The sequence below is a fragment of the Pseudenhygromyxa sp. WMMC2535 genome (assembly GCF_011083025.2).
In genome coordinates, this window is the sequence record NZ_JABJWV010000001.1 from 7,071,514 (window position 1) to 7,095,442 (window position 23,929).

At 69.7% G+C, this 23,929-nt stretch carries 19 protein-coding genes and 1 CRISPR repeat array; of the genes, 12 read left to right on the top strand and 7 right to left on the bottom strand.

Annotated features, from left to right (window positions below):
• Positions 1–32 precede the first annotated feature (32 nt).
• Complete coding sequence (locus tag G6O69_RS27530; protein WP_172303340.1) at positions 33–359, bottom strand: hypothetical protein; 327 nt, start codon at positions 357–359, stop codon at positions 33–35.
• Positions 360–504: 145 nt separating this feature from the next.
• On the opposite strand from G6O69_RS27530, the gene G6O69_RS27535 reads away from it, so the two are divergent.
• The 5 genes from G6O69_RS27535 to G6O69_RS27555 all read left to right on the top strand — a co-directional run bounded on the left by G6O69_RS27535 (position 505) and on the right by G6O69_RS27555 (position 4,815).
• Positions 505–945 carry a hypothetical protein gene (locus G6O69_RS27535; RefSeq protein WP_172303341.1) on the top strand — a complete coding sequence of 147 codons (441 nt, stop codon included), beginning with the start codon at positions 505–507 and terminating at the stop codon, positions 943–945.
• Between the two features lie 24 nt (positions 946–969).
• Positions 970–1,524 (top strand): Uma2 family endonuclease, encoded by a 555-nt coding sequence (locus tag G6O69_RS27540; protein WP_172303342.1) that lies wholly within the window; start codon positions 970–972, stop codon positions 1,522–1,524.
• 64 nt (positions 1,525–1,588) lie between these two features.
• Complete coding sequence (locus G6O69_RS27545) at positions 1,589–1,930, top strand: helix-turn-helix transcriptional regulator (protein WP_172303343.1); 342 nt, start codon at positions 1,589–1,591, stop codon at positions 1,928–1,930.
• An 858-nt stretch (positions 1,931–2,788) separates the two neighbouring features.
• A CRISPR array of direct repeats spans positions 2,789–3,204; the repeat unit is 36 nt; unit sequence GTCTTCCTTGCCTTGATGCCGAAAGGCGTTGAGCAC.
• A 169-nt stretch (positions 3,205–3,373) separates the two neighbouring features.
• A complete protein-coding gene (locus tag G6O69_RS27550; protein WP_172302468.1) occupies positions 3,374–3,601 on the top strand; it encodes a helix-turn-helix domain-containing protein in 228 nt (75 codons plus the stop codon).
• 68 nt (positions 3,602–3,669) lie between these two features.
• Positions 3,670–4,815 carry a site-specific integrase gene (locus G6O69_RS27555; RefSeq protein WP_172303344.1) on the top strand — a complete coding sequence of 382 codons (1,146 nt, stop codon included), beginning with the start codon at positions 3,670–3,672 and terminating at the stop codon, positions 4,813–4,815.
• 90 nt (positions 4,816–4,905) lie between these two features.
• Here G6O69_RS27555 and ung read toward each other — a convergent pair whose 3' ends face one another.
• The 3 genes from ung to G6O69_RS27570 form a co-directional block, all read right to left on the bottom strand.
• Positions 4,906–5,595, bottom strand: a complete 690-nt coding sequence (gene ung / locus G6O69_RS27560; protein WP_172306462.1) for a uracil-DNA glycosylase — start codon at positions 5,593–5,595, stop codon at positions 4,906–4,908.
• Positions 5,596–5,762: 167 nt separating this feature from the next.
• A complete protein-coding gene (locus tag G6O69_RS27565; RefSeq protein ID WP_172306463.1) occupies positions 5,763–6,701 on the bottom strand; it encodes an NAD-dependent epimerase/dehydratase family protein in 939 nt (312 codons plus the stop codon).
• A complete protein-coding gene (locus G6O69_RS27570; RefSeq protein ID WP_172306464.1) occupies positions 6,698–7,519 on the bottom strand; it encodes a lysophospholipid acyltransferase family protein in 822 nt (273 codons plus the stop codon). Before G6O69_RS27570 ends, G6O69_RS27565 begins: the two co-directional genes overlap by 4 nt.
• 222 nt (positions 7,520–7,741) lie before the next feature.
• Between G6O69_RS27570 and G6O69_RS27575 the strand changes: the two genes are divergently transcribed.
• The 5 genes from G6O69_RS27575 to holA all read left to right on the top strand — a co-directional run bounded on the left by G6O69_RS27575 (position 7,742) and on the right by holA (position 14,442).
• Positions 7,742–8,071 (top strand): hypothetical protein, encoded by a 330-nt coding sequence (locus G6O69_RS27575; protein ID WP_172306465.1) that lies wholly within the window; start codon positions 7,742–7,744, stop codon positions 8,069–8,071.
• A 106-nt stretch (positions 8,072–8,177) separates the two neighbouring features.
• A complete protein-coding gene (locus G6O69_RS27580; RefSeq protein ID WP_172306466.1) occupies positions 8,178–10,550 on the top strand; it encodes a SulP family inorganic anion transporter in 2,373 nt (790 codons plus the stop codon).
• A gap of 64 nt (positions 10,551–10,614) precedes the next feature.
• On the top strand, positions 10,615–11,889 hold the full coding sequence (locus G6O69_RS27585) for a hypothetical protein (RefSeq protein WP_172306467.1): 1,275 nt from the start codon (positions 10,615–10,617) through the stop codon (positions 11,887–11,889).
• Positions 11,890–11,944: 55 nt separating this feature from the next.
• Complete coding sequence (locus G6O69_RS27590) at positions 11,945–13,354, top strand: TRAM domain-containing protein (RefSeq protein WP_172306468.1); 1,410 nt, start codon at positions 11,945–11,947, stop codon at positions 13,352–13,354.
• Positions 13,351–14,442 carry a DNA polymerase III subunit delta gene (gene holA / locus G6O69_RS27595; protein WP_172306469.1) on the top strand — a complete coding sequence of 364 codons (1,092 nt, stop codon included), beginning with the start codon at positions 13,351–13,353 and terminating at the stop codon, positions 14,440–14,442. Before G6O69_RS27590 ends, holA begins: the two co-directional genes overlap by 4 nt.
• A 161-nt stretch (positions 14,443–14,603) precedes the next feature.
• Here holA and rpsT read toward each other — a convergent pair whose 3' ends face one another.
• Entirely contained in the window at positions 14,604–14,894 is a 291-nt protein-coding gene (gene rpsT, locus G6O69_RS27600) for a 30S ribosomal protein S20 (protein ID WP_172306470.1), read from the bottom strand.
• Positions 14,895–15,149: 255 nt separating this feature from the next.
• Here rpsT and G6O69_RS27605 point away from each other — a divergent pair, with 255 nt between their 5' ends.
• Together G6O69_RS27605 and G6O69_RS27610 are read left to right on the top strand one after the other, a co-directional pair.
• Complete coding sequence (locus G6O69_RS27605) at positions 15,150–16,010, top strand: peptidylprolyl isomerase (RefSeq protein ID WP_217909923.1); 861 nt, start codon at positions 15,150–15,152, stop codon at positions 16,008–16,010.
• 500 nt (positions 16,011–16,510) lie between these two features.
• The gene (locus G6O69_RS27610; RefSeq protein ID WP_172306471.1) at positions 16,511–19,165 is read left to right on the top strand and encodes a serine/threonine-protein kinase; all 2,655 of its coding nucleotides are present in this window, start codon (positions 16,511–16,513) and stop codon (positions 19,163–19,165) included.
• 15 nt (positions 19,166–19,180) lie between these two features.
• Here G6O69_RS27610 and G6O69_RS27615 read toward each other — a convergent pair whose 3' ends face one another.
• Complete coding sequence (locus G6O69_RS27615) at positions 19,181–19,723, bottom strand: hypothetical protein (protein ID WP_172306472.1); 543 nt, start codon at positions 19,721–19,723, stop codon at positions 19,181–19,183.
• A 144-nt stretch (positions 19,724–19,867) separates the two neighbouring features.
• Positions 19,868–23,776, bottom strand: coding sequence for a hypothetical protein (locus tag G6O69_RS27620; RefSeq protein ID WP_172306473.1), 3,909 nt, complete (start codon positions 23,774–23,776; stop codon positions 19,868–19,870).
• Positions 23,777–23,929: the final 153 nt, after the last annotated feature.

A 23,929-nucleotide genomic window follows, 5' to 3' on the forward strand; every position in this document is an offset into this window, starting at 1 on the left:
CACGCTCAATTTGAATTCCCATATTCTCTAGATTATAGATGGAATCCGCACAAAAAGACAACCTCCCAGTCATCCGGCCCAGGATCATCCTTGGTCTGTAGCAAGCACTGCTCGGGGTGATTGCAGTCCGTGCTGCACACCTGCTCGATCAGACTACCAGCCTCGTCATCGCCACCACCAAACGCTCCTCCACAGGCTGGCAGCAGAACCGAAGAGGTCAGCAGAAGAAGTGAGAGATTTTTTCTTTGGACTTCCGGCACATGAGCATGCTGCCACCAGACATATTTACGATTAACGAGTTGCTCGGTGTCAGGGGCCGCACTCTTCGGCGTCACGAGATACTGGTGCAAGGACATCATTTCGTGTGTCCAACTCGAACTTGCGCCCATCTCCTTCTTAGAGTCGTAGAAGCAAGCCAAGCGCCCCCGTCCGGGGAGTGACTTTACTCTCGTTCCGCTTCCCAGATTTGGGCCATCACTTCGAGGGGTTTGGTGACCTAAAGGCGTGAGCCTGGAAGCCCTTCTCGAAGACGGTCAGCGCAGCGCGGTGCTCCGCGTCATCTATGGTCATCCGGAGATCAGCCTCGGCGAGCTCGCCAGCTTCGTCATGAGCGACGACCCCCTGGCTCCGGTCCTCAGAACCCTGACGATCGATGAGCTCCTTCAGGTGAGCCGCACTGCGCAGGGCGGCGACTCCGACCCGTCAGCGATCGACTACGCCCGCCTGGGGCGCGCCAAGAAGGCCACCGGGGAGGACTTCGATGAGCTCGCCATCGAGGTGCTCACCGCAGCTGGACGGCCTGTCGCGGCGGCCTACCTGCGAACTCGCCTCGGGGGCCCTCGCTGGAAGCTGCAAGCGTCGATGCGCCGTCTCGAGGCCGCGGGGGTCGTGCGGCGTCACGGTCAGACCAGCGGAACACGCTGGGGGTTGGTAGAGCGTTCCTAGTTGGGCCCCTCCTGCGTGCCTGCGATGAGCCGCGCCCTGCCAAAGCCCATCAAGCGAGGGGCGACCTTTCGTGATTTCAACCAGCACGATCGCAAAGACCGGGTGACGGAGCTGATCGGGGGAGACCTCTACAGTCGACCCGCGCCCCACTTCTTCGACCTCGTCGTGCGCTCGACCTTGCTCAGCGAGCTGGAGCGGCGCGAGGGGTGGCTACTCCTCGAGGAACCATTGCTCCGGCTCGATGGAGTAGAGCTGCTCGTGCCCGGCATCGCAGGGTGGCGCTACGAGGGCGAGGCCGCGGAGTTCGAGGCGCAGCACATCTGCGCCCAGAAGCGGCCGGACTGGGTCTGCGAGCTACTCACGCCTGCGTTCGAGGAACTCGACCGCCAGCGCAAGCTGCCGCGCTACGCCGCGGCCGGAGTGGCCTTCGTCTGGCTCATCGACCGGCCCCGACGGCGGCTGGAGATCTATCAGACACGAGATGGCGTGCCTGCCCTGCTCCAGACTCACTCCGGCAACGCCTACGTGCGAGCCGATCCTTTTGTCTCGTGCACCCTGAGCCTGGGCCCGCTGTGGTGATCGCCCGAAATGCGAGCTCGCCTCCTGAGCGAGAATGTCTCTATCGAATCGGTATCGGTGATTGATGAACACGACCGACAATGAGTTCAGGCAAGACTTTGGCAGTCATGTTCGATCTCTGCGCAAGGCTCGGAACATGACTCAAGAGGGTCTCGCCGAGAGCTCGGGGTTGTCCGCGGACACGATCCGCCGGCTCGAGAAGGGGAACTTCTCGCCGAGCCTCGACACGCTGAGGAAGCTCTCCCAGGGAATGACGCTCAGCCTCAGCACGCTCTTCGCGGCCTTCGAGTTTGGCGAGCTGGATCCGAGTCGGGAGCTCCAGGATTTACTCAGGGGGCTCGAGACGCAGGAGGTGAGGCAGATGCTCAGGGTGTTGCAGGTGTTGCTCGATTGCCTCAAGGGGTAAGCCCCCGATCCAAGAACGGCCTGGCGAGTCGATGGTCGTGTTCACGGCTGTGCTTGGCGTCTCGGTCCGGGAGCGGCCGATGATCCCGCGGTGCGGCTGCTGGTGATCAGCGATGCGGTACAGATGCATGTGGACGTCCGAGACCGAGGGCCCACTGCCGTAGGCCGCATTCGCCGAGGGGCCCGCCTGCGCTTTGCTCCCGCGGTCGTGCCCCTCGACGTCAGGCTCAGTGAGTAGGTGAATTGATTAGGCATTCCCTCGGCAAACGTGCAGTGCGCATGGTCACAAATGGTGAGTGATCGGACGCCGCTTCGGCCGGATGAAGATCTGCGCGATCGTGTGGATGCGATCAATGAAATGCGCGCGCGTGCAGGTGTGGCGCCCCTCGTCCTCGCAGTTGCCCTGAATGAACGTTTCGACGCCTTGCTCCCTCAATATGTCGCCACGAGGGTGAGGGAGACTTCGAGCGTGCGGAGCGGATCACCCTGGGCCTGCTCGCCAGCTGGGAGCCCACTGGGGAGCACCTGATGCTTGCATGAAAAGTGCTACCATCGAGGTCAGGGTTTGCGTATTTTGCTCTCGATCCGCCAACACGACAGCTTCTGAGCAGGGGTGAGCACCTCCGGGTGTTTGCCGAGGGAAGCCCCGGTTTGACAACTTTCATGAATGAACACGCGCACTTAGAGGCTGTGGAGGGGGGCAGAGGTGCTCACCGGGGGATTTGGGGCCAGGGAACGTCGTTTGGCGGGGTTTTGGGTCAGGGGTTGGTCTCCTTTTGGCGTGCGGAGAGAGCGCACGGGGAGGTGCTTGCGGAGGAGGTGAAAAAAGTGTTTTATCTTGCGGACTTGCAGAGGCAGGGTCTTCCTTGCCTTGATGCCGAAAGGCGTTGAGCACTCTGTCTCGGCGCTCCCCGACATGAGAGTCACCAACGGCTGTGTCTTCCTTGCCTTGATGCCGAAAGGCGTTGAGCACTCGGCGAAGCAGGTTGAGCGCACCGTTTCGGAGATGCTTGTCTTCCTTGCCTTGATGCCGAAAGGCGTTGAGCACCAGCGAGCGCTGGCCGCCCTCGCTGCTGGTGACCCGGGGTCTTCCTTGCCTTGATGCCGAAAGGCGTTGAGCACAGGCTGTGGCAGCCGCTCGCGTGGTGTCTGGTCTTCACCTCGGTCTTCCTTGCCTTGATGCCGAAAGGCGTTGAGCACAGCGAAAGAACGCGTCGGAGCCACTAGAACTTGACGCCTGTATTCCTTGCCTTGATGCCGAAAGGGCTTGCAGGGGGGCGACGCGCTCGGGGTCACGGGTGGCCGGAAGCCCAGCCACCCAAAGGACGACTGTGCGACCCGACATCACCGCCCGGCCTACACACCGGAACGATCGCAAGACGTCGGCATCGATCCCCGCCCCACGGCCGTTGGCGGCCTTTCGGACCCGCGCCACACTCCTTGGATGGCGCGCCGCTCCCGTCGCCTGCCAGGCTTCGAAGACCTCCCCCTGCTCCTCCAGGCAGACGAGGTCGCCCAGCTCCTCCGCGTGAGCCGCAAGGCCGTGTACGCCATGGTCGAGCGCGGAGAGATCCCCGGGGTCACCAAGCTCGGCCGGCGGCTGCGCTTCCGCCGTGACGCTCTCGAGGCGTGGCTGGCCTCCTCCGTCGAGCCTGGCCCGTGGGCTGGCTAGGTCGATCCCCCGCTGCTAGGCTGGGTGGGCATCAGACGTGCGGTCGCGCCTGTCAGGAGAGACAGGCAATGACCGTGAAAATCAGGCCGTACCGCAAGGGCGGCTGGGAAGTCGACATCATGATCCGGCTCGACAACGGAGAGCGATACCGCGAGCGCCGCAAGGCGCCCGTCGAGCTCAAGTCGGCCGCGTTGCGCTGGGGTCAGCAGCGGGAGCGCCACCTGCTCAAGCACGGGCCCACGCCCAAGACGTCGACGCGCACCAAGGCCGGGGCGGCGCCCCGGTCCGAGACGAAGGAGGTCCCGACCTTCGCCAAGTTCGCGCCGCGCTTCCTCGAAGGACACGTGTACGCCAACCGGCACAAGCCGACCACCGTCAAGAACACCAAGAAGAAGCTGCGCCTTCACATCCTCCCCGCCTTCGGGGGCACTCGGCTCCACGAGCTCGCGCCCGAGGACATCCAGCTCTTCAAGGGCCAGCGCAAACACCTCGCCAACAGCACCGTCAACAAGCTCCTCGGGCAGGTCAAGACCATGCTCAAGGTCGCCGTCCGCTGGCGGATCATCGAGGCGATGCCCCTCGAGATCGAGATGCTCAAGCTGCCCATGACCGCGATGGAGTTCTACGACTTCGACGAGTTCGAGGCGCTGGTCACCGCAGCGACGCGGCTGGACCACCGCATGCTCGTGATGGTCCTGCTCGGCGGCGAGGCGGGCCTGCGCTCCGGTGAGATCCGCGGCCTCGAGTGGTCGTCGATCAACTTCCGCCGGCGGCTGCTCACGGTCGAACAGGCGGAGTGGGAGGGCCACGTGACGCTGCCCAAGCACGACAAGATCCGCACGGTCCCCATGACCGAGCGGCTCACGAAGGCGCTCAGGAAGCACCGGCACTCACAAGGCCCGCGGGTCCTCTACGAGGACGACGGGGAGCCCTTGCACGTCAACAGCCTGGCGAACTGGCTCATGAAGCTGTGCCGGCAGGCCAAGCTGAAGTACAGGTCGCCCCACAAGCTCCGGCATACCTTCTGCTCCCACCTCGCCATGAGGGGGGCGCCCGCGAGGGCGATCCAGGAGCTCGCCGGGCACGGCAACCTCCAGACGACGCAGCGCTACATGCACTTGAGCCCTGCTGCGCTCGAGCGGGCGATCAAGCTCCTCGAACTTCCTTCGCCCGGCTCGCCGGTCGGGAGTGGAGACATGGTGGAGACGGTCTAGCCGGGCTCCAGAAACTTGTTTGATCTCGATGGCTTAGGGGCGTATTCAGGATTCCGTGGTGGAACCAAGCTTGGGTTTCACTGCGGGCTCCTAGTCCGGCAAGCGCCAGTCGATCGCCTCGACCCCAAAGCCCTCGAGCGCCGCGTTGACCTGTGAAAACGGCCGCGTACCCAGAAACTTCTTGGCCGAGAGCGGCGAGGGGTGAGCCATGGCGATGATGGCGTGACGCCCCTCGCCAACGCGCTCGATCAGCGCGGCCTTCTTCTGCGCCGGCTTGCCCCACAGCACGAAGACCATCGGCGCCTCTCGGGCCGCGCAGGCCGCGATGACCTCGTCGGTGAAGGTCTCCCAGCCCTGCTTGCGGTGCGAGTTGGCCTGGTGGGCGCGGACCGTGAGCACGGTGTTGAGCAGGAGCACGCCGCGGTCGGCCCAGGCCTCCAAGAAGCCGTGGTCCGGGGCGTCGATGTCGAGGTCGGTCTTCAGCTCCTTGTAGATGTTGCGCAGCGAGGGCGGGACCTTGATCCCGCGGCGCACCGAGAAGCAAAGGCCGTGGGCCTGGTCGTCGTCGTGGTAGGGGTCCTGGCCGAGCACGACCACGCGCACGTCCTCGAGGGGCGTGTGCTCGAGGGCGGCGAAGGTCTCCTCGGCGGGGGGGAAGACCTGATGCTCGGCGCGCTCTCGGGCCACGAAGGCGCGCAGCTTTTGAAAGTAGGGCTTGTCGAGCTCGGGGCCGAGGGCGGCCTGCCAGCTGGAGGGGAGCGGGGGGAAGGGCTCGGTCATGGGTGCTAGGAGTCCGTGGTGAAACCCGGCGCGAGGAGTCGCGCCGGGATTTTCGTCGAGGGCGCGAAGCCAAAACGCCGCTGTACCGGGTGTACTGGAAGTTTTGGCGACAACGCCATCGGCGAAAAGACCAAGCGAGGTGTCGTGTTGGGTTTCACCACGGGCTCCTAGAGTCCTCGATCTTCACGCAGGATGGTCGCGCTGCGGAAGGCGTTCATGGTCGCGTGCTCGTCCCACTGGTAGGTGAAGCCCGTGGCCGCGATGAAGGCCTTGTCGTCGACGACCACGGGGTGCTTGAGGTGGCCGATGGCGCCCTTGGGCAGGCGCGGGAGGCCAAAGCGCCCGAGCACCCGGGGGAGCACGCCCTCGGGCAGGTGCACGGGGGTGCGCCCGGTGGCCTGGCAGAGGATCGACAGGGGCACCGGGGGCGGGCCGGCGACGTTGAACACCCCGGCGATCTCGTGCTCGACGGCGGCGACGATCGCCGCGGCGGTGTCGGCCTCGTGCATCACGTGAAAGAGCGGGTCGAAGCCCAGGGCCATGGGCACGCGCGGCCCGGCCAGGAAGCTCGCCAGGGTCCCGCGGCCGCTGGGGCCGAGGGCGTAGACGCAGCGCAGCACGGCGGTGCGCATGGACTTGCAGCTCCACAGCGCCCGGCTGGCGTAGAGGTCGGCGGCGACGAGATCGGCGAGCTCGGGGAAGGTCGAGACGGCGAGCGGCGGCTCGTCCTCGGTGCGGTAGAGCGGGGCGTCGGCGGCCGCGCCGTAGATCGTGTGGCGCCCGACGAACACGGCGTTGCGGACACCAAATTCCTCGCAGTGGCGGAACACGGCCTGGGTCCCGCGCAGGTTGACGCGGTAGCGCTGCTCGGCGCTGGTGTCGAAGTGCGTGACCGTGGCCATGTGGATGACCACGTCGGGGCGGTGCACGCGAAACACGTCGGCGGCCGGGCGCTTGCGGACGTCGGTCTGGAACATCTTCACGCCCCGGGGGGCGCCCTGCCAGGGGCGCACGTCGATGCCCAGGACCTCGTGGCCGCGCTCGACCAGGCGCAGGGCCACGTGCTGGGCGTGGGCCCCGGCGATGCCGGTGACGAGGACCTTCACGGCTCCTCCGCGATGTTGCGCGAGCGAGAGCCGCGGCCGTCGGCGATCAGCTGCTCGACCTGCTCCTTGACCTGGGCGACGTAGCCCTCGATCACGTCGTCGGGCTCGGCCCCGCTGCCCTCGAAGCGCATCGGCTTGCCGTAGTGAACCTCGCAGTGGACCGGGAGGGGGAAGGGCACGATGTAGGGGGTGATCGGCACGTAGGGCGCCTTGAAGATCTTGGCCAGGGTCTTGGAGTGGTGGATCGTGGGGATGGCCTCCTCGCCGCCGATGAAGGCGAGCGGGACGATCGGCGCGTTCATCTCGAGGGCTATGCGCATGAAGCCGGTGCCGAAGCGAACCAGCTGGTAGCGATCGCGGTAGAGCTTGCCGGTCCCGCGCGCGCCCTCGGGGAAGACCATCAGCACCCGGCCATCGGAGAGCAGGCGCTTGGCGTGCTCGGGCAGCCCCGGGAGCTGGCCAACCCGCGAGAAGAGCGGGCTGAGCACCGGCCAGTTCTGCGCGAATTTTTCGACCATCCCGTGGGCGAGGCGGGGCGGATCATGGTCGAAGAACATCGACGCGAGGATCATCCCGCCGTCCGTGGGCAGGCCACCGGAGTGGTTGCTGATCAACATCACCGGCCCGGTGTCGGGCACGTTTTGGATGTTGAAGGTGCGGACGCGAAAGTAGTGGTGGTAGGCCAGGCCGAGGCTCGAGAGGAAGAAACCGAGGTGCTCCTTGGAGACGCCGTAGGGATCGAGACCCCAGCGGTTGAAGGGCAGATCGAGCTCTTCGATGCGGGCACGGACATCGGGGCTGATCGCTTGGCGCCACATGGAAGGGCGGAAGTGTAACCCGTGGGGCGGTCCGGGCGCACTTGTTCGCGCCGAGCGCCTGGGACCATGGTGCCAAATGACGCTGGATGCGGTGCCAGGCCCCATCTAAACGAAGGGGGCCTGTCGAGTCTCGGTCCGTGCTAAACCCAGGGGAACGTGCGCTCTTCGCTCACCCGCCGCCGCCACCCAGCTAGCGCTCTGCTGGCTTGGATCGGCCGTGTGATGGTGATGGTGATCGTGCTCTTCGGCGCGGGCGCGACGGTCTTCGCGAGCGCGAGTGAGCGCGACCTGATCGAAGAGGGCGAAGGCGGCGGTGAGGGAGACGGCGAGGGGGAGGGCGAGGCGATCGAGGCGATCGAGGCCGAGCGCGTCGAGGCCCGACGGGGACGCGAGAGCTTCCTGGGAGCTCGGCTGACCGTCGCGGCGCCGCCTCGACCGGTCGAGCCGCGCACGCTCGCGCCCAAGACGGATCCTCCGCCCGCGCCGAGCTGGCAGCGGCCGCGTCGACGGCCGCCTTCGAACGACGACGACTCGGACGACGCGGGCTGCTGATCAGCCGGCGCGCGCTCGCGGTGTTCACCACCGAGGGCGCGCGGCGAGCTGCATCGTGTGTCCGCACCCATTCGTCCACCGCCAGCGATCTCGTCACGTCGTCATCATGAGCCAATCCGCGCCTCCCGCGTCCAATTCCACAACAAAGCCGTCCCCGCCGACCGGCGTCCAAGGCATCCTCCGCGACGCGGTCGCGGGCCTCGTCGTCTTCTTGGTCGCGCTCCCGCTGTGCCTGGGCATCGCCCTGGCTTCGGGCGCGCCGCTGATGTCCGGCCTCGTCGCCGGCATCGTCGGGGGCCTCGTCGTCGGCGCCCTGAGCGGCTCGCACACCAGCGTGTCCGGCCCCGCCGCGGGGCTGACCGCGGTCGTCCTCGCGCAGATCACCAGCTTGGGCTCCTTCGAGGCCTTCTTGCTGTGTGTGACCTTCGCCGGGGTGATCCAGATCTGCCTCGGCCTCGGGCGCGCCGGGGTGTTCACCACCTTCGTGCCGACGAGCGTGATCAAGGGCCTGCTCGCGGCCATCGGGGTGATCCTGATCCTCAAGCAGATCCCCCACGTGTTCGGCCACGACACGGATCCCGAGGGCGAGATGGCCTTCGAGCAGCCCGACCACGAGAACACCTTCAGCGAGCTGCTGGCCACGATCAGCGACCTGCACATGGGGGCGGCGGTCATCGGCTTGCTCTCGCTCGTGCTGTTGGTCGCCTGGAGTCGCTCGGAGCGCCTGGCCAAGTCGGGGATCCCCGCGCCGCTGGTGGTCGTGCTCTTCGGCCTGGGCATGGGCTGGGTGTTCGAGACCATGGGCGGGCCGTGGTTGATCGAGTCGAGCCACCTCGTTCAGGTCCCGGTCGTCGAGGGCGGGCTGTCGGGGGTCGCCGACCTGCTCAGCTTCCCGGACTTCTCGCGCTGGCGAGAGCCGGCGATCTACACGGGGGCGCTGACCATCGCGATCGTCGCTTCGCTCGAGACCCTGCTCAATGTCGAGGCTGTCGATCGCCTCGACCCTCAGCAGCGGCGCTCCCCGGCCAACCGCGAGCTCATGGCCCAGGGCGCGGGCAACATCGTGGCTGGCTTGCTCGGTGGCCTGCCGGTCACGGCGGTGATCATCCGCGGCTCGGTCAACATCCACGCCGGCGGCGTCAGCAAGCGCGCGACGATCGTCCACGGCGCGCTGCTCCTGGGCGCGGTGCTCTTGCTGGCCGGGCTGCTCAACCGCATCCCCCTGTCTTGCCTGGCGGCGATCCTCCTGGTCACCGGCTTTCGCCTGGCCAGCCCCGCGCTGATCCGCAAGATGTGGGACGCGGGCTACGACCAGTTCGTGCCCTTCGCGGCCACGGTCGTGGCGATCGTGTTCACGGATCTGCTGGTCGGGCTGGGCATTGGCATGGCCATCGCCTTGGCCTTCATCATCAGCCGCCAGTCCAAGCGCCCGGTCCGGCGCATCGCCGAGCGCCACCTCGCCAGGGAGGTCCTGCACATCGAGCTTCCGGATCAGGTCAGCTTCCTCAACCAGGCCGCCCTCGAGCGCGTCTTCGATCAGATCCCCGAGGGCACCCAGGCGCTCCTCGACGCCACGGACACCGAGTACATCGACCCCGACGTGCTCGCGATGATCCGCGAATTTCGTGACGAGAAGGCCCCGGTGCGCGGGGTCTCGCTGTCGATGATTGGCTTCGACGAGCGCGATCGTGGGCGGGGGATCGATGACGTGCAGTTCGTCGACTTCTCCGCCCGCGAGCTGCAAGAGCGGGTCAGCCCGGCGCAGGTGGTCGAGATCCTGCGCCAGGGCAACCTCCGCTTCGTCACCGGCAGGCGGGTCAACCGCGTGCTGCGGCCGCGCCTCGACGCCTACCCGATCGCCGCGGTGCTCAGCTGCATCGACTCGCGGGTGCCCGCGGAGCTGATCTTCGATCAGGGCCCGGGCGACATCTTCAGCGTGCGCGTGGCGGGCAACGTCCTCGGCCGCGAGGTCCTGGCGAGCCTCGAGTATGGCTGCGCCGTCGCGGGCTCGCGCCTGGTGGTCGTGCTCGGGCACACGCGCAGCAAGCTGATCTCCGCGGGCGTCGAGCTGGCCCTCGGCGCGCGACAGATCGACGCGGCGAGCTGCGGGGAGCACCTCAGCTCGCTGCTCGGCGAGATCGCGCATCGGGCGGAGGACGTCGGGGCGAGCGCGGGGATCAGCGAGGAGCGCAAGGCCGCGCTCGTCGACGAGCTCGCCAAGCAAAATGTGCGCACGGTGGTCCAGCGCGTCCTCGAGGACAGCGAGACCATCGCCGGGCTCGTTCGCAGCGGCCGCGTGGGGATCGTGGGGGTGCTCTACGACGTCGTCTCGGGGAGCATGGAGTTCATGCTCGACGAGGTCGTGGGCATCGACGCGGCCGAGCTGGAGCACGCGGAGGAGAGCCTGCTGGCGCTGCGCTCGGGGGCCCCGGCGATCGTGGCCGGGACCGCTGACCCGGGGGCCAGCGCGGCCCAGTAGAGCGCCAGCGGACCGCTTCCAAAGCGGCTTCGCCCGGCGCGAGGTTGTGCCGTAGGCTGAGCGAGTGCGAGGCGCGTGGGCGGCCCTGTGGGCCTGGAGTGTGCTGGCCGGCCCGCCTGGGGCGGCGGTCGACGCTGCGCCGGCTGCTGGTCCCACGACTGAGCCCAACACCGAGCCCAACACCGAGCCGGACACCCTCGAGGCGCGTCCGCTGATCGTCCTCGCCATCGAGGACGACGCGCGCGGCGAGGACCTGCGCCGCGCGGTCCGGACCGAGCTCAACGACGTGGCGGTGCGCCTCGAGGTCGCGCAGATGCGTCCGCGGATCGACCTCGACGCGCGCCTGGCGGAGGTCGAGGTGGCGCTGCGCGAGCGCGGGGCCCTGGCGGCGATCTGGCTCGAGCCGGAGGCCGATCCGGGGACCTTGGCCGTCTACCTCGTCGCGGATCTCGACGCCCCGCGTCCGCCGATCTTGCTGCGCCGCAGCGTGCGTGCCGCGGACGAGGCCGGCATGGAGACGGCCGCGGTGATCATTCGCCACTTCGTCACGGATCTGATCTCGGGCCGCCTGGTGATGGTCGAGGCGGAGCTCGAAGGCGCGGGGGAGGGTGAGGCAGCGATGGGGACAGAGCAGGGGCAGGGCGAGGGGGAGAGTGGAGATCGGGCAGAGGGTGGAGATCGGGCAGAGGGCGCAGATCAGGCAGAGGGCGCAGAGCGAGGCGAGCGAGACGGAGGCGATCGAGGCGAGCGCGAGCTGCTCGCCGACCGCGTGCACGCGCGTGTGCAGCTCGGCTACATCGGTCAGACCTGGGCGCGCGAGCGACCCTGGGACAGCGGCGGCGAGCTCGGCGTGGGCGTGCGCTTTCCCGCCGGCGCGCACCTGGGCCTGAGCTACCAGATCACGCAGCCCTACCGCGAGCTGCTGGCGCACCCCTCGGACGCGGGCCTCGCCGATATCCGGGTTCGGCGCTTCCCCCTCGCGCTCGCCGCCGGCTACCAGCACGTGTGGACCAGCTCGCGCCTCGCCGTCGACGCCCAGCTGCGCGCGGTCGTGGAGCTGGTCGAGCGCTCGGCCGTCGATTTCCAGGCCGAGCACTCGGTCGCCATCGCCGGGGCGCTGCGCGTGGTTCCGGCAGTCGAGCCGCGGCTTCAGCTCGACTGGCTGGTGCGCCCGCCGCTGTCGCTCTTCGTGGCCGTGGGCCTGCGCGTGTCACTGATCGACTACGACTACGTGCTCGAGTTCCGCGACGAGTCGGGCGAGGTGCTCGCGCGCAGCGAGTATCTGGACTCGCGCGTGGTCGCGCCGACGCTGCTCGTGGGCCTCGCGGGGTGGCTGTGAGCGCCGGGTCGCGGTCCTGGACCTCGGGGCGACGATCGCCTAACGTCCGCGGTCGGTGAACGACGCGACCTTGACTGTTCGTATCCATGATCTCGCCCACGGCGGTGAGGGGGTGGGGCGCGTCGAGGCGCCCCGTGACAGCGAGGGAGAGCCCGAAGGCCGGGTCTGCTTCGTGGAGGGCGCCCTCCCTGGTGAGCTGGTCCGCGTGGCCATCGACGCCCGCCACAAGCGCTGGCTGCGGGGGCACGTGGTCGAGCTGCTCGCGGCCAGCGAGGCCCCGCTGCGGGCCGAGCCGCCTTGTCCTCTGGCCGATCGCTGCGGCGGCTGCAGCTGGCAGCACGTCGCGCCCGCGGCCCAGGCGGAGCTCAAGCAGGGCATCGTCGCGGGCCAGCTGCGCAGGCTCCCGCTGCCGCCGAAGGGGCCACACTTCACGATCGTCGCCAGCCCCTCGGCCCTCGGCTACCGCCGCCGGGCGCGGATGCACTACACCCGCACGCCGGGCGGCCTCAGCCTGGGCTTCTTTGGCCACCACTCCCGCGAGGTCGTCGACTGCGAGCGCTGCCTGGTGCTCGACGCGGCCCTGGACTGGGCGCTCCAGCAGGCCCGGGCGTGGGCATCCTGGCTGCCCTCGACGGGCGAGATCCTCGGCCTGTCCAACGGCCGCGAGGTCGTCCTCGGGCTGCCGGGGGTGCGTCCGGATCCCGAGCTCGAGGCGGCGATCCGCGCGGTCATCGAGGCCTCGCAGGCGGCCGCCGAGCAAGACGAGCAGGCCCCGGTGCTCCTCGGCGTCCAGCTTCGCGGTGGGCGGGGGCGCCACGGCGTCGGCCAGACCTGGCTCGAGCTCGACAGCGTGCCCGGCTCGGCGACGCTGCCCGTGGTCCAGGGCCCCTTCACCTTCAGCCAGGCCCAGGCGGCGCAAAATCACGCCCTCGTCGAGCACGTCGCGGACATGGCCGCGGCGGCGGGCTCGGGCTCGGCCGAGGGCCCGCGGATCCTCGAGCTCCACGCTGGCGTGGGCAACTTCTCCCGCGTCCTCGCCCGCGTCGGTCGCCGCGTCTGGGCCAGCGACGCCGACCGCGAGGCCGTGGCCACGCTCCAGCGCACCGTCGAGCGCTGGGGGCTGTCGGTCAACGTCAAGCGCGCCCAGGCCGAGCGCCTGCTGGCCAAGCTCGCCGAGGGCGATCGCCCCTACGACGTGATCGTCCTCGACCCCCCGCGGGCGGGCATCGGCGAGCAGGCGGCGCGGGATCTCGCGCAGGTCGTCCGCCGCCGGGTGGTCTACGTGTCTTGTGACCCCGCGACCTTGGCCCGGGATCTCCAGGCCATGCTCGCCGCCGACGCCAGCTTGCGTCTGGTCGACGTGCGGGTCTTCGACATGATGCCCATGACCCCCGAGGTCGAGGTCGTTGCGACTGTCGAGCGTAGTGGGGAGCGTAGCGGTGATAGGAGCGGGGCAGGGCGGTGAAGCGCCTGCTCGAGGCCCTCGCGGCCGGCGAGCTCGCGCCGGTCTACCTGCTGTGGGGCGAGGACTCGGCGGCCATCAAGACCGTGGTCGCGGCGATCCGCGAGGCGGCGCTGCGCCCTGGCGGCGTGTCCACGGGCATGGAGGCCTTCAACCACGAGCAGTTCGACGCGCCCTACGTCCACGCGGCCGCCGAGGTGCTCAATGCCTGTGAGCAGGTCCCCATGATGTGCCCGCGGCGCCTGGTCGAGCTCAGCTCGCCGGAGGACTTTGGCCGCCACCGCCGGGCGGAGGACCTCGAGGGTGAGGCCAAGCCGCTCGAGTCCAAGCGTGACGAGGCCATCGACGCGCTGATCGCCTACTTCGACGCGCCCAACCCCAGCACCGTCCTGCTGATCACCAGCGCGGGGCTCAAGGGCACCTCCAAGCTGGTCAAGGCCGCCAAGAAGGCCAAGGCCGTGGTCGAGCTCAAGCTCGCGCCCGCGGGGGACGACGAGGCCGTGGCCGCGCTGCGTGACGAGGCTCGGCACCGCGGCCTCGCGCTGAGCATGGAGGCCGCCCACGCCATGGTCTCGGCCGTGGGCCCGAGCATGTCCGAGCTCCTGCCCGCGCTCGAGCGCGCGGCGGCCTTCGCCGGCGGCCAGGCGGTGGAGCGCGAGCACGTCGAGGCCGTGGTCGCGGCGACCCGGGAGACCAGCGCCTTCGATCTCACCGACGCGATCGGGGCGGGGGATCACGTGCGCGCCCTGGAGATCCTCGCGCGCATGTTCCACGCCGGCGAGCGCGACTCCGGCCAGGCCATGAAGCTCCTCGGCCTGCTGCTGTGGCAGATGCGCAGGCTGTGCACGGCGGCCTTCGCCGACGATCCCGCGGCGGCCCTCAACATCAAGCCCTACGTGGTCAAGCGCCTGCGGGATCAGGCCGGGCGCTTCGACGAGCGCCGTCTACGGGCCGCCTACGCCGGCCTGGCGCGCCTCGACGCGGATCTCAAGGGCGGCTCGAAGCTCGCCTACCACTCGCCCTACATGGCCCTCCAGCGGTGGATCCTCGACACCTGCCAGGCCCTGCCTGGGGTCGACGCGCGCCGCTGAGAGAGCCTCTGAAGGGCCCCTGAGAGCTCCGGGCGAGGGGATCTCGGCAGGAAGCTAGCGCCAAGCGTGGGTGGCTGGAGCCAGACCGGGAGCCAACCAATGACAAAGACCCACCGCCACGAAGGGCAGGTGGGTCTCGTCGACGAGCGAGGAGGGCGTTCTCAGGCGTTGGCCTCGGCCGCGGTCTCGGCTTCGGCACGGCTGACGGCGAGGGTCAGCCGCGAGCTGTAGCGGGAGGCGGTGCGCTGGTGGATGACACCCTTGGAGCTGGCCTTGCCGATGGCCTTGAGGGCCGTGGGGAGGGTGCTCTTGGCCACCTCGAGGTCGCCGTCGTCGATGGCACGGCGGACGCGCTTGATGTAGGTCCGCATGGTGCTGAGGTGAAGGAGGTTGCGGGAGCGCCGCTTGATCCGCTGACGGTTGCGCTTTTCGGCCTGCTTATGGTTCGCCATAATCTGTCTCGCTCTTGGCTGTCTCGCCTGGCTCGCTCGTGTTCGCCTCGCTGGGCTCGTTGCGCCAGCAGAAGGCCGCACTTTTTGGCCGGTCTGGGGGGGCTTGTCAAGGCGCCGCCCTGCGTTCACCCTCGGACGTCGATGCCGTCCCCTTCTCAGGGCTGCCCTCGCGCGCACGTGCGCGCCTCTCGTCGCGCTTTTGGTCGCGTTTTCGGTCGCGCGCGGGGGGGGACGCACTCCTCTGTGGTGGCCGTGGTGGCGCTCACGTCTGCCTGCGTGTTCACGCCGCCGCCGCCGCTGCCCGGCGAGGCGGACTATGTCGAGGCCGAGCCGAGCGGGCCGCAGGGCGCGGGGCGTCCCGGTCCAGCGGTCGCGGCGGGCGGCAAAGAGGGCGGCGGTGGCAAGGCTGGCGGCGGTGGCAAGGCCGGCGACGGCGAGGCCGGGCCGCCCGAGCCACAGTTCGAGCGCGGCCAGGAGCCGCCCGTGGGCATGAGCCTCGACGAGATCCTGGCCTTCAACCAGGCCCAGGGAGATCCCGTCGATGGCTTCTTCGAACTCGAGGACGCGCTCGCGGGGATCGAGGGCAGCGGTGAGCTGTGGGCGGAGATCGTCACGCCCCGCGGGGTGATCGACTGCAAGCTCTTCGAGGCGCTCACGCCCTCGACGGTGGCCAACTTCGTCGGCCTCGCCCGGGGCCTGCGCCCCTGGTACGACAGCGATCTCGACCAGTGGATCGAGGGCGAGCCCTACTACGACGGGACCACCTTCCACCGGGTCATCCCCGGTTTCATGATCCAAGGCGGCGACCCCACGGGCACGGGCCGCGGCAACCCGGGCTACGTGATCCCCGACGAGATCCACCCGGAGCTCGGCCACGACGGCGGCGCCCTGAGCATGGCCAACAAGGGCCCGGCCACGGGCAGCGCCCAGTTCTTCGTGGTCCTCGAGCCCGTTGGCCACCTCGACGGCGCGCACACGGTCTTTGGCCGCTGCACGGCCGCCGGCGTGGACGTGGCCAACACCATCGCCAACGTGGCCGTGGGTGTGAACGACAAGCCCGTGGACGACGAGATCATCGAGACGATCCGCATCGTCCGCCGGCCCCCGGCCAAGTGAGCGCGGGCGCGAAGTCGAGGCCGCTGGCGCGCTGTCGCTGGCGGCCGCTTGCGTTGTCGAGGTCGGGCCGAGGTGTCCCGAGGTCTGGACACGGGAGATCGTCTCGACCTCGGGCAGGAAAAAATCCGGATGCGGCCGATGGGCGATCTCGCGCGGGTTGGTGGCGGCGGTGAGTCGCATCGATGATGTTCTCGATGCCTCTATGCGTATGTTCTGGTTTGGGTGATTGGCGTGGTCTCATTTTGCTATGATTATATTCTTGGTCAGAGTGGTATTATTTGCCTGAATCGCGAATTGACGACCAATCTCACGTTGTGCGCTGCACTTAAATTGGGAGATCGTGCTGTTCTGGCCACCCTCGGGGAGGCGTCTGTCGGTCGGTCGCGGGCGTGATGTACGTGTCCCGGAATCGGGCCAGGAGTCTCTTCGAACTCGCCGCACATCGCTTTACTCACCGAGCGAGTCTCAACATACTGAGTCGCCACACCTCGAGGTGATCATTGCGCACCATCTCGAGCCCCGAGCACTCGACGATGATCCCCAGGCACGGCGAAGACAGCCCCGAAGACAGCCCCGGAGACAGCCCCGGAGACAGCCAGGGGGACGGGGTTCTGGCCGAGCTCGGGGCCCTCGAGGCGCTCCGGGTGCAGCTCGAGGCCTCGCCCGGCTCCCCCGCCTCGTTTGGCCCGCTTCGCCTGGGCCGCTTCGAGCTGCGCGGCTGCGTGGGTCGCGGGGGGATGGGGCAGGTCTTCGAGGGCTGGGACCCGCAGCTGGAGCGGACCGTGGCGCTCAAGGTGCTGACCTGCGATCGGGCGAGCGCCGTGGCTCTGCGCGAGGCCCGGTGTCTGGCGCAGATAGCCCACCCAAACGTCGTGGCGGTCTACGACGTCGGCCGCTGCGGCGGCCTGGTCTATATCGCCATGGAGCTGGTCGACGGGCCAAACCTGCGCCAGTGGCTGGAGGAGCGGCCGCGGGCGTGGTCGGAGACCCTGGCGGTGTTGGTCGCGGCGTGCCGCGGGGTGGCGGCGGTCCACGAGGCGGGGCTGCTCCACGGTGACATCAAGCCGGGGAACGTGCTGATCGGGCGAGATGGGCGGGTGCGGGTCGCGGACTTTGGTCTGGCCCATCAGGAGGCGCGACGCGGCCTGGGCCTGCCGCGGGGACTCGAGGGGCTCGAGGGGCTCGAGGGGCTCGAGGTCCCCGGGCTGGACGTCGGGCTGGACGTCGGGCTGGGGGCTCGCGGGGGGCGGCGTGTCGGCGAACTCGTGGCCATGGCGGCGTCGGGGGTGGAGCTGGGCCTGGAGCCGTCGGAGTCGGGGGACTGGCGCCTGTTTCAGGCGCTCGTGGAGGCGCGGGGCCCCGCCGGTGGCGAGCCCTCGGTGCAGGTCGCTCGGCGTGAAGAGCCGGGGGAGGCCCCGGGTGAGGACAGAGCCGCGCCGACGGGCGGGACCTTGCCCTACATGGCGCCAGAGCGCCTGCTGGGCGCGCAGGTCGACGGCCGGGCCGATCAGTTTGGCCTGTGCGTCACCGCCTGGGAGGCGCTCTTTGGCGTGCGCCCCTTTCCGGGCGGCGCCGAGGCGCTCCTCGCTTGCCTGGCCACGGGCCGCGTCGCTCGGGGCAGCCCGCCCCGGGGCACGCCGCGTCGCCTGGAGGGGCTGCTCCAGCGCGGCCTGGCGGAGGACCCCGGGCAGCGCTGGCCCAGCGTGGCGGCCCTCGCAGAGGCCCTCGAGAAGGTCGAGGGTCCTCGTCGACGCTGGCGACGGCTGCGCCCGCGCCTGCTGGCCGGGGCTGGGGCCGCGGCCGTGCTGTCCGCGGTGGTCGGGGCCCTCGCGCCGCGGGTCCAGGCGGCCGAGTGTCGTGCGCACGCGCGGGTGATCGCGGCGGAGGGGGCGGTGGTGAGGCAGGTCGCCTTCGTGGACGAGGGGAGGGGCCGCGCGGGGATCGAGAGCGAGACCTTCGCGCGCTGGGGGCGAGACTGGGCCGCGCTGTGGCCGTCGCTGTGCGAGCGCCCGGATCCGGCGGTGGTCAGCTGTCTCGAGCGCGAGGGAGGGCGCTTCATCGCGGCGCTGGAGCTGCTCCAGCAGGCCGCGGGCAGCAAGGAGGTCGGCCGGAGGCTGCTCCTCGAGCTCGAGCCGCCGGCGCGCTGCCTGGGCCCCGCCAGCGCGCAGCGGAGGCGGGCCTCCGCGGTGGTGGCCGGCGGGCGTTGGCGGGCCGCTCCCAGCGTGGGGCCGGCGAGCCTGCGCCTCGAGCTGGCCGTGCGCACTGGGGCCCTCGGGGTGGCCCGCCGCGAGCTCGCGCGGGTCGATACGCTGGCCCGGGGAGGGGGGCTGCTGCTCGGGGCCGAGGAGCGCCTCGGCGGCGAGCGCTGGCGGGCTCGCCTGGTCGCCGAAGAGGGCGATCTCGGGGGCGCCGAGCAGATCCTCTCGCGGGCGCTGGCGCAGGCCGAGGCGCTGGCGGCAGACGGCCTCGAGCTCCACGTCGAGCTCCACGTCGAGCGCCTGCGCCTGTCCGCCGCCCAGGCCGAGGCGCAGCGACCAGGCGCCGGCCTGCCCGCGGCGCTGGCTCACCGCATCCTCAGCGACGACGCGCAGGTCGGCGCGCTGCTCGGCCGTGCCGCGCTCGACGAGCGCGCCCGCGTCGAGGCCGAGATCGAGCGTGGCCGCGCCCTCGTGCCCGTGGATCCCCGCGCCGCGCTGCGTCGCCTCGAGGTCGCGGACGCCTCCCTCGAGCACCTCGACGACGGCCCGCGCCGGCGCCTGGCCTGCGAGGCGGCCGTGGTCCGAGCGCGGGCGCAGCTGCAGGTGGACGACCCAGCCTCGGCCTTCGCCTCTGCGCACTGGGCCCGCGTCCAGGGCGAGGCCCTCTATGGCCTCGACGCGCCGGAGCTCGTCGATCCGCTGCGCCTCGAGGTCCTCGCGGCGGCGGGCATGGGGGCCCACGACGCGGCCAGGGAGGCCTTCGCGCGGCTGAGCTTCATCCTCGAGCGCCGCTCACCGGAGCGCCTGGCTGGCCTCGCTCGCGAGCTCGAGGGCGCGCTGCCCCTCGCCCGAGGCGACGAGCAGGGCTCCTTGCGAGAGGCCCTGCTCGTCTCCTTGCGGCAAGGCGTGTGCGCCGAGCCGCGCGCCTCCACGCCGCTCGTGGGCGGCCGAGAGTGAGCGCCTGATGCTGGTCTAGGCTGGGCTGGCGTCGAGGCACTCGACGACGCCGTCTTCCCAGGTCACGGCGCTGTAGCAGTAGATCAGCACGCCGCCGCACGGCCCGCCCATGGAGTCGTAGCAGTTCTCGAGGCCGTAACAGCACAGCGGCCAGCCCACGGGGACCGCCTCGGGGGGCAGCTCGACCTGCTCGAAGGGGCAGTCGAAGACCTCGCAAAACGCGGGCGCCTCCCACATGCAGGTCAGCGAGCCGTCGGGGTGGACCTCGGCGTAGTCGCAATAGTAGGGCTCGCGCTCGCCACAGCCCGAGAGCGACGGCTCGACGCAGTCCGCCCCGTCGCAGCAGACCTCGTCTCCCCACCAGGGCGCGAGATCCGGGCCGGTGGGCTCGCAGTAGGCCGGGTAGCCGTACGCGTCGAGCTCGGCGCAGCGATCGGGGGGCGTCTGCGCCGGGATGGCGGCCTCAGCGAAGAGCGAGGGCAGCAGGGCGCCGAGGCCCAAGCTGAGGGTGAGGGCGGCCAGCCAGCGCGGGTGCTTGATGTCGTGTTTGATGGTCATGGAGACCTTCATGTAGCGACAAAGGCCCGCGAAGGCGCCCCCGCGCGGCCGTCTCGACCGCGGCCTCGGGGGCCGCAGCGACCCGGCCGTGGGCGCGAGGCGACAGCCGAGGCCGTGCCCCGCGTCAGCCGGCAAGGCTGCCGGTCACAGCTCGAGGTAGCGGGCCTCGATGGCCTCGTTGCGCGCGGCCTCGTCCTCGCCTTGGCTCTTGACGCGACGCTTGCGACGACGCTGCTTGCGGGGCTCGAGGGCCTTGGGCTCGAGCTCGATCTTGGCGCCGAACAGCCACATGTAGCGCTTGCCGTCCTCGTTGCCGCCGCCGATCAGCCAAAAGAGCGCGCGCCAGTGTAGCGCGGGCGGCTGCCCCTCGCCCTCGCGCGTCCAGGTGGCGAGGCCGGGGCCGATCACCTGGGTGTGCTTCTCGGGGGTGTCGCGGCGGACGTAGAGCGCAGGCACGACCTGGGTCGAGGTCTGCTTGCGAGCCACGCGGACGTCGTACCAGAGGAAGGCGCCGATCGAGACGCGGCGCTTTTCGTTGTTGAAGTGCCACAGCAGCGGGAACTGGACCGCGTTGTCGTGACGCTCGTTGTGGTGGCGGACGAAGAGCCCGGGGATGACCGCCGTCCAGGCCTCGCCCTTGCCGATGTTGTTGTCGCGGACGTAGAGCGGCAGCAGCCAGTGCAGGCGGCGCTGCTTGTAGCTGTCTTGCAGGAAGAAGATCGGCGGCACCACGGCGGTGCTGACCTTGTGCGGACGCTTGAACTGCCACACGAGCAGGGTCGACTGCCACCAGCTGCGATCTTCGTTGTGCCGCCCGATGTAGAGCGGGGGCAGGACCCAGGTCGTGCTGATGTCCTTGTAGGGCTTGCCCTGGGCATCCTTCCGGTAGCCCTTGTGGTAGGCGAAGATCGGCCACGCGAAGGTGGTGTGCTGCTCGTTGGTCACCTTGCGGTAGATCAGCGGCGCGTACCAGGTCAGCTCCTTGCCGGGCTTTTGCGCCGCGCCGCCGAGCAGCGTGAAGAACTTGAAGCCCTCGGGGCTGCGCTCGGCCCAGTACAGCGCCAGCGCCGAGTGGGTCCGCCGGCCCTTGCCGTCCTTGCCGTAGAAGAACAGCGGGAAGCTGCCCCACAGGGTGTAGCGATCGGCGGGGTCGTCGTCCTTTTGGAAGCCGCCCTTTTGGTAGCGGAAGAGCAGCGGGACGACGCCGGTGAACCGGTAGTTCTTGTGCAGCCGGTGGATGTCGTAGAACAGCGGGAAGGCGACGCCGGCCTTGGTGAAGTCGTTCTTGCCGTGGGTGCCGACGACGAAGGGGAAGGCCATCCACACCCGGCGCCCGTTGGCCTGCACGCGGTCGAACCACACCGGCAGGGCCACGGTCGTGCGCTCGCGCTTGAGCTTGTTCTCGAGGCTGACGATCAGCGGCGGGACGACGAGCAGCCGGCGCTTGGGCGAGTCCTCCCAGTAGCTCAGCGGGCCGAAGCCGGTGATCAGCTTCTCGCGGGTCAGCCGGTGGTAGAAGGGCCCGGCGACCAGGGTGTGGGTCTGGCGGATCCGGTCGCGGGACCAGAACATGAAGAAGCTGGCGTCGACGTCGACGCCGTCTTTTTGGCGCTGGCCAAAGTAGAAGGGCACGACCGCCAGGTTGTTGCGCGGCCGCTCCCCGCGGATCGAGGACCGCCAGACCAGCGGGGTCCACACGTCGAGGTCGCGCTCGGGTCGACGGTCGCGCAAGAAGAGCGGGAACACGGAGGTGGTCGCGCCGGTCTGCTGGCCGTCGGTGAAGCGGCGCTCGTGGTGGATGATCGGCAGCAGGCCGCCGCCGCGCTTGTCCTCGCGCTCGAAGCCGTAGGCGAGGGCGCCGAGCCAGGTGGTGCCATCGGGCCGACGCAGGGCGCCGCCCAGGGGCGTGATGTGCAGGGTCTGCTCGCCGCGCTGGCGCCGGTAGTAGAGCGGGAAGAGCACCGAGTCGCGCTGGCGGATCGTCGCGGCTTCACCCTCGACTCCACCCTCGACTCCACCCTCGACTCCACCAGGAGCCGGGAGATCGCGGCGCACGTCCCAGGCGATCAGCCCGGCGCCGAGCACCCGGCTGGTCGGCGTTTTTGTGCGCACGAAGAGCGGCCAGATCGTGCGCTCGGTCTGCTCGACCTTGTCCTCGACGTGGCCAAAGAGCAGGCCGGGGATGACCGCGTAGCGGTAGCGCTCGTCGTTGGCGGCGACGAAGAGGGGCGGGAGGCCGGTGCGGAAGCCGGTCGCGCGCTTTTGGAAGTAGTAGGGGCCGAGCACCCAGGAGTCGTGCTGGTGCTCGGGGTCGCGGTCACGCACGTGCCAGAACAGCGGCGTGACGACCTGGTAGCGCTTGCTGCCGTTGCGGCCCGCGAAGGTCAGCAGCGGCGGGACGCCGAAGCGCGCGCGCTCCTGGCCGAGCTTGCTGCGATAGACCAGCGGCCCCACGCCCCAGGCGCTGCGGGCGTGCGCGGGATCGACGGCGCCAGTGGCCAGGGGATCTTGGTTGTTGAACCGCCAAAACACCCCGCCGAGCACGAACTGGCGGCTGCGCAGAGGCGAGTGGTGCACCCAGGTCAGCAGCGGGAGCGAGCCGCCGCCTCCGCCTCCGCTGCGCTCGCGCCAAAACGAGAACGCCAGGCTGTGCATGGCGAAGCGCTCGGGGCTGCGCCGCCACAGGGCCAGGGGAGCGAGGATGCTCAGCGAGGAATCATTGCGCCGGTCGGCGAAGCGCCACCACAGCGGGGCGCCCCAGGAGATGTGCTGATCGGGATCGCTGATCGATCCGCCGATGCCCGCGACCCAGGTCGTGCGCTCGCGGATCAGATCGCGGTGGCGCCAGACCAGCGGCGTGAACGACATCAGGTCGCGCTCGGGGTTGCGATCGCGGAAGGTCAGCAGCGGCGGGATCGCCCACGCCGACTTGCCGCGGGCCGCGTCCGAGCGCTGCACCCAGGGGATCGTCCACAGCTCCTTGCGGTTGCCGAACTCCCGGCTCTGCCAGTGAAAGAAAGGCAGCAAGGTGCGGTGCGAGGTGCCCTTGGCCAGGTTCTTGCCGCCGAAGTAGAGCGGGCTGGCGTCGATGGTCTTGAGCCCCCGCTGAAAGCGGAAGTAGACCGGCGCGAACACGAAGTGGCGACGATCGTTGTCGACGTTGTCGTCGTCGAGGTTGCGGTTGCCGTACCAGGCGAGCAGGCCCGAGACGCCAAAGAGCTGGTCGGGGGCCTTCTTGTGGAAGTGCAGCGGGAAGACGAAGAGGTTCTTGACGTACTTGTTGCCCCACCACCACACGAGCGGGAACTGGCCAAAGTTGAACTGCTCGCCGACGCGGCGGTAGCCCATCAGCAAGGGGATGGCCGCCCACACCGACTTGTGCTCGGAGAACCCGCCAAAGTAGAGCACCAGCGGGTTCATCCACCGCTTCTTGCCCTTGCGCTTGGCGTAGTAGGCCATGGTGAAGCTCAGGTCCCAGTGGGCGAGCTTCTCGGGGTGGTCGAGCTTGGGCTTGCGGTGGACGTAGAGCGGCGGGAAGGTCAGCGCCGTCGTGGTGTGGGTGTCGTAGTCGCGCTTCAGCCAAAAGGGCGGGATCGTGCGCTTGCTGAGCAGCTCGGGCGTCTGAAGCTCGAGCTCGATTTTGGGGGCGTCCTCCTCGTCCTCCGCGTCGCCGCGCGGCTGCTCGAGCAGCGCGTCGTCCTCGTCGACCTCCTCTTCGTCACCCTCACCCTCGGCGGCGCCGGGCGTCGGCTCGGGGCGCGTGGGGATGGTCGCGCCTGCGCCAGGCGGGGCGCTGAGCACAGGGGAGGGGCCGGCCAGGGGGGCGACGAGCTGATCGAAGGGCGAGCTCCCGCCGTGACCCAAGGTGCGGCCGTCGAGATCGACGCCGCCAGGTCCGGCGGCATCGGCTTCGCTGGGGGCGAGGGTCGTCAGGCCCACGGCCGCGAGCAGGGAGAGGGCCGAGGCGAGGGCACGGGGACGCCAGGCCTGTCGGCGAGGATCGGGGCTCGGGTCCGCGGCTCGGCGGGGGCGGATGCGTGGGCGCAGGCTCATCGAAGGGGGAGGGCGGACCGGCGCTGGCGGATTGGCTTGCGCGCGTAGACAGCTGGCCGGCCGAAGTCGCGCGAGGGTATGCGAAGCGACCGGCTTGGGCCAGATCTGGCGGGCGGGGCGCATTGGCCGCGAGTTGGCCCCAGTTCGTGCGCT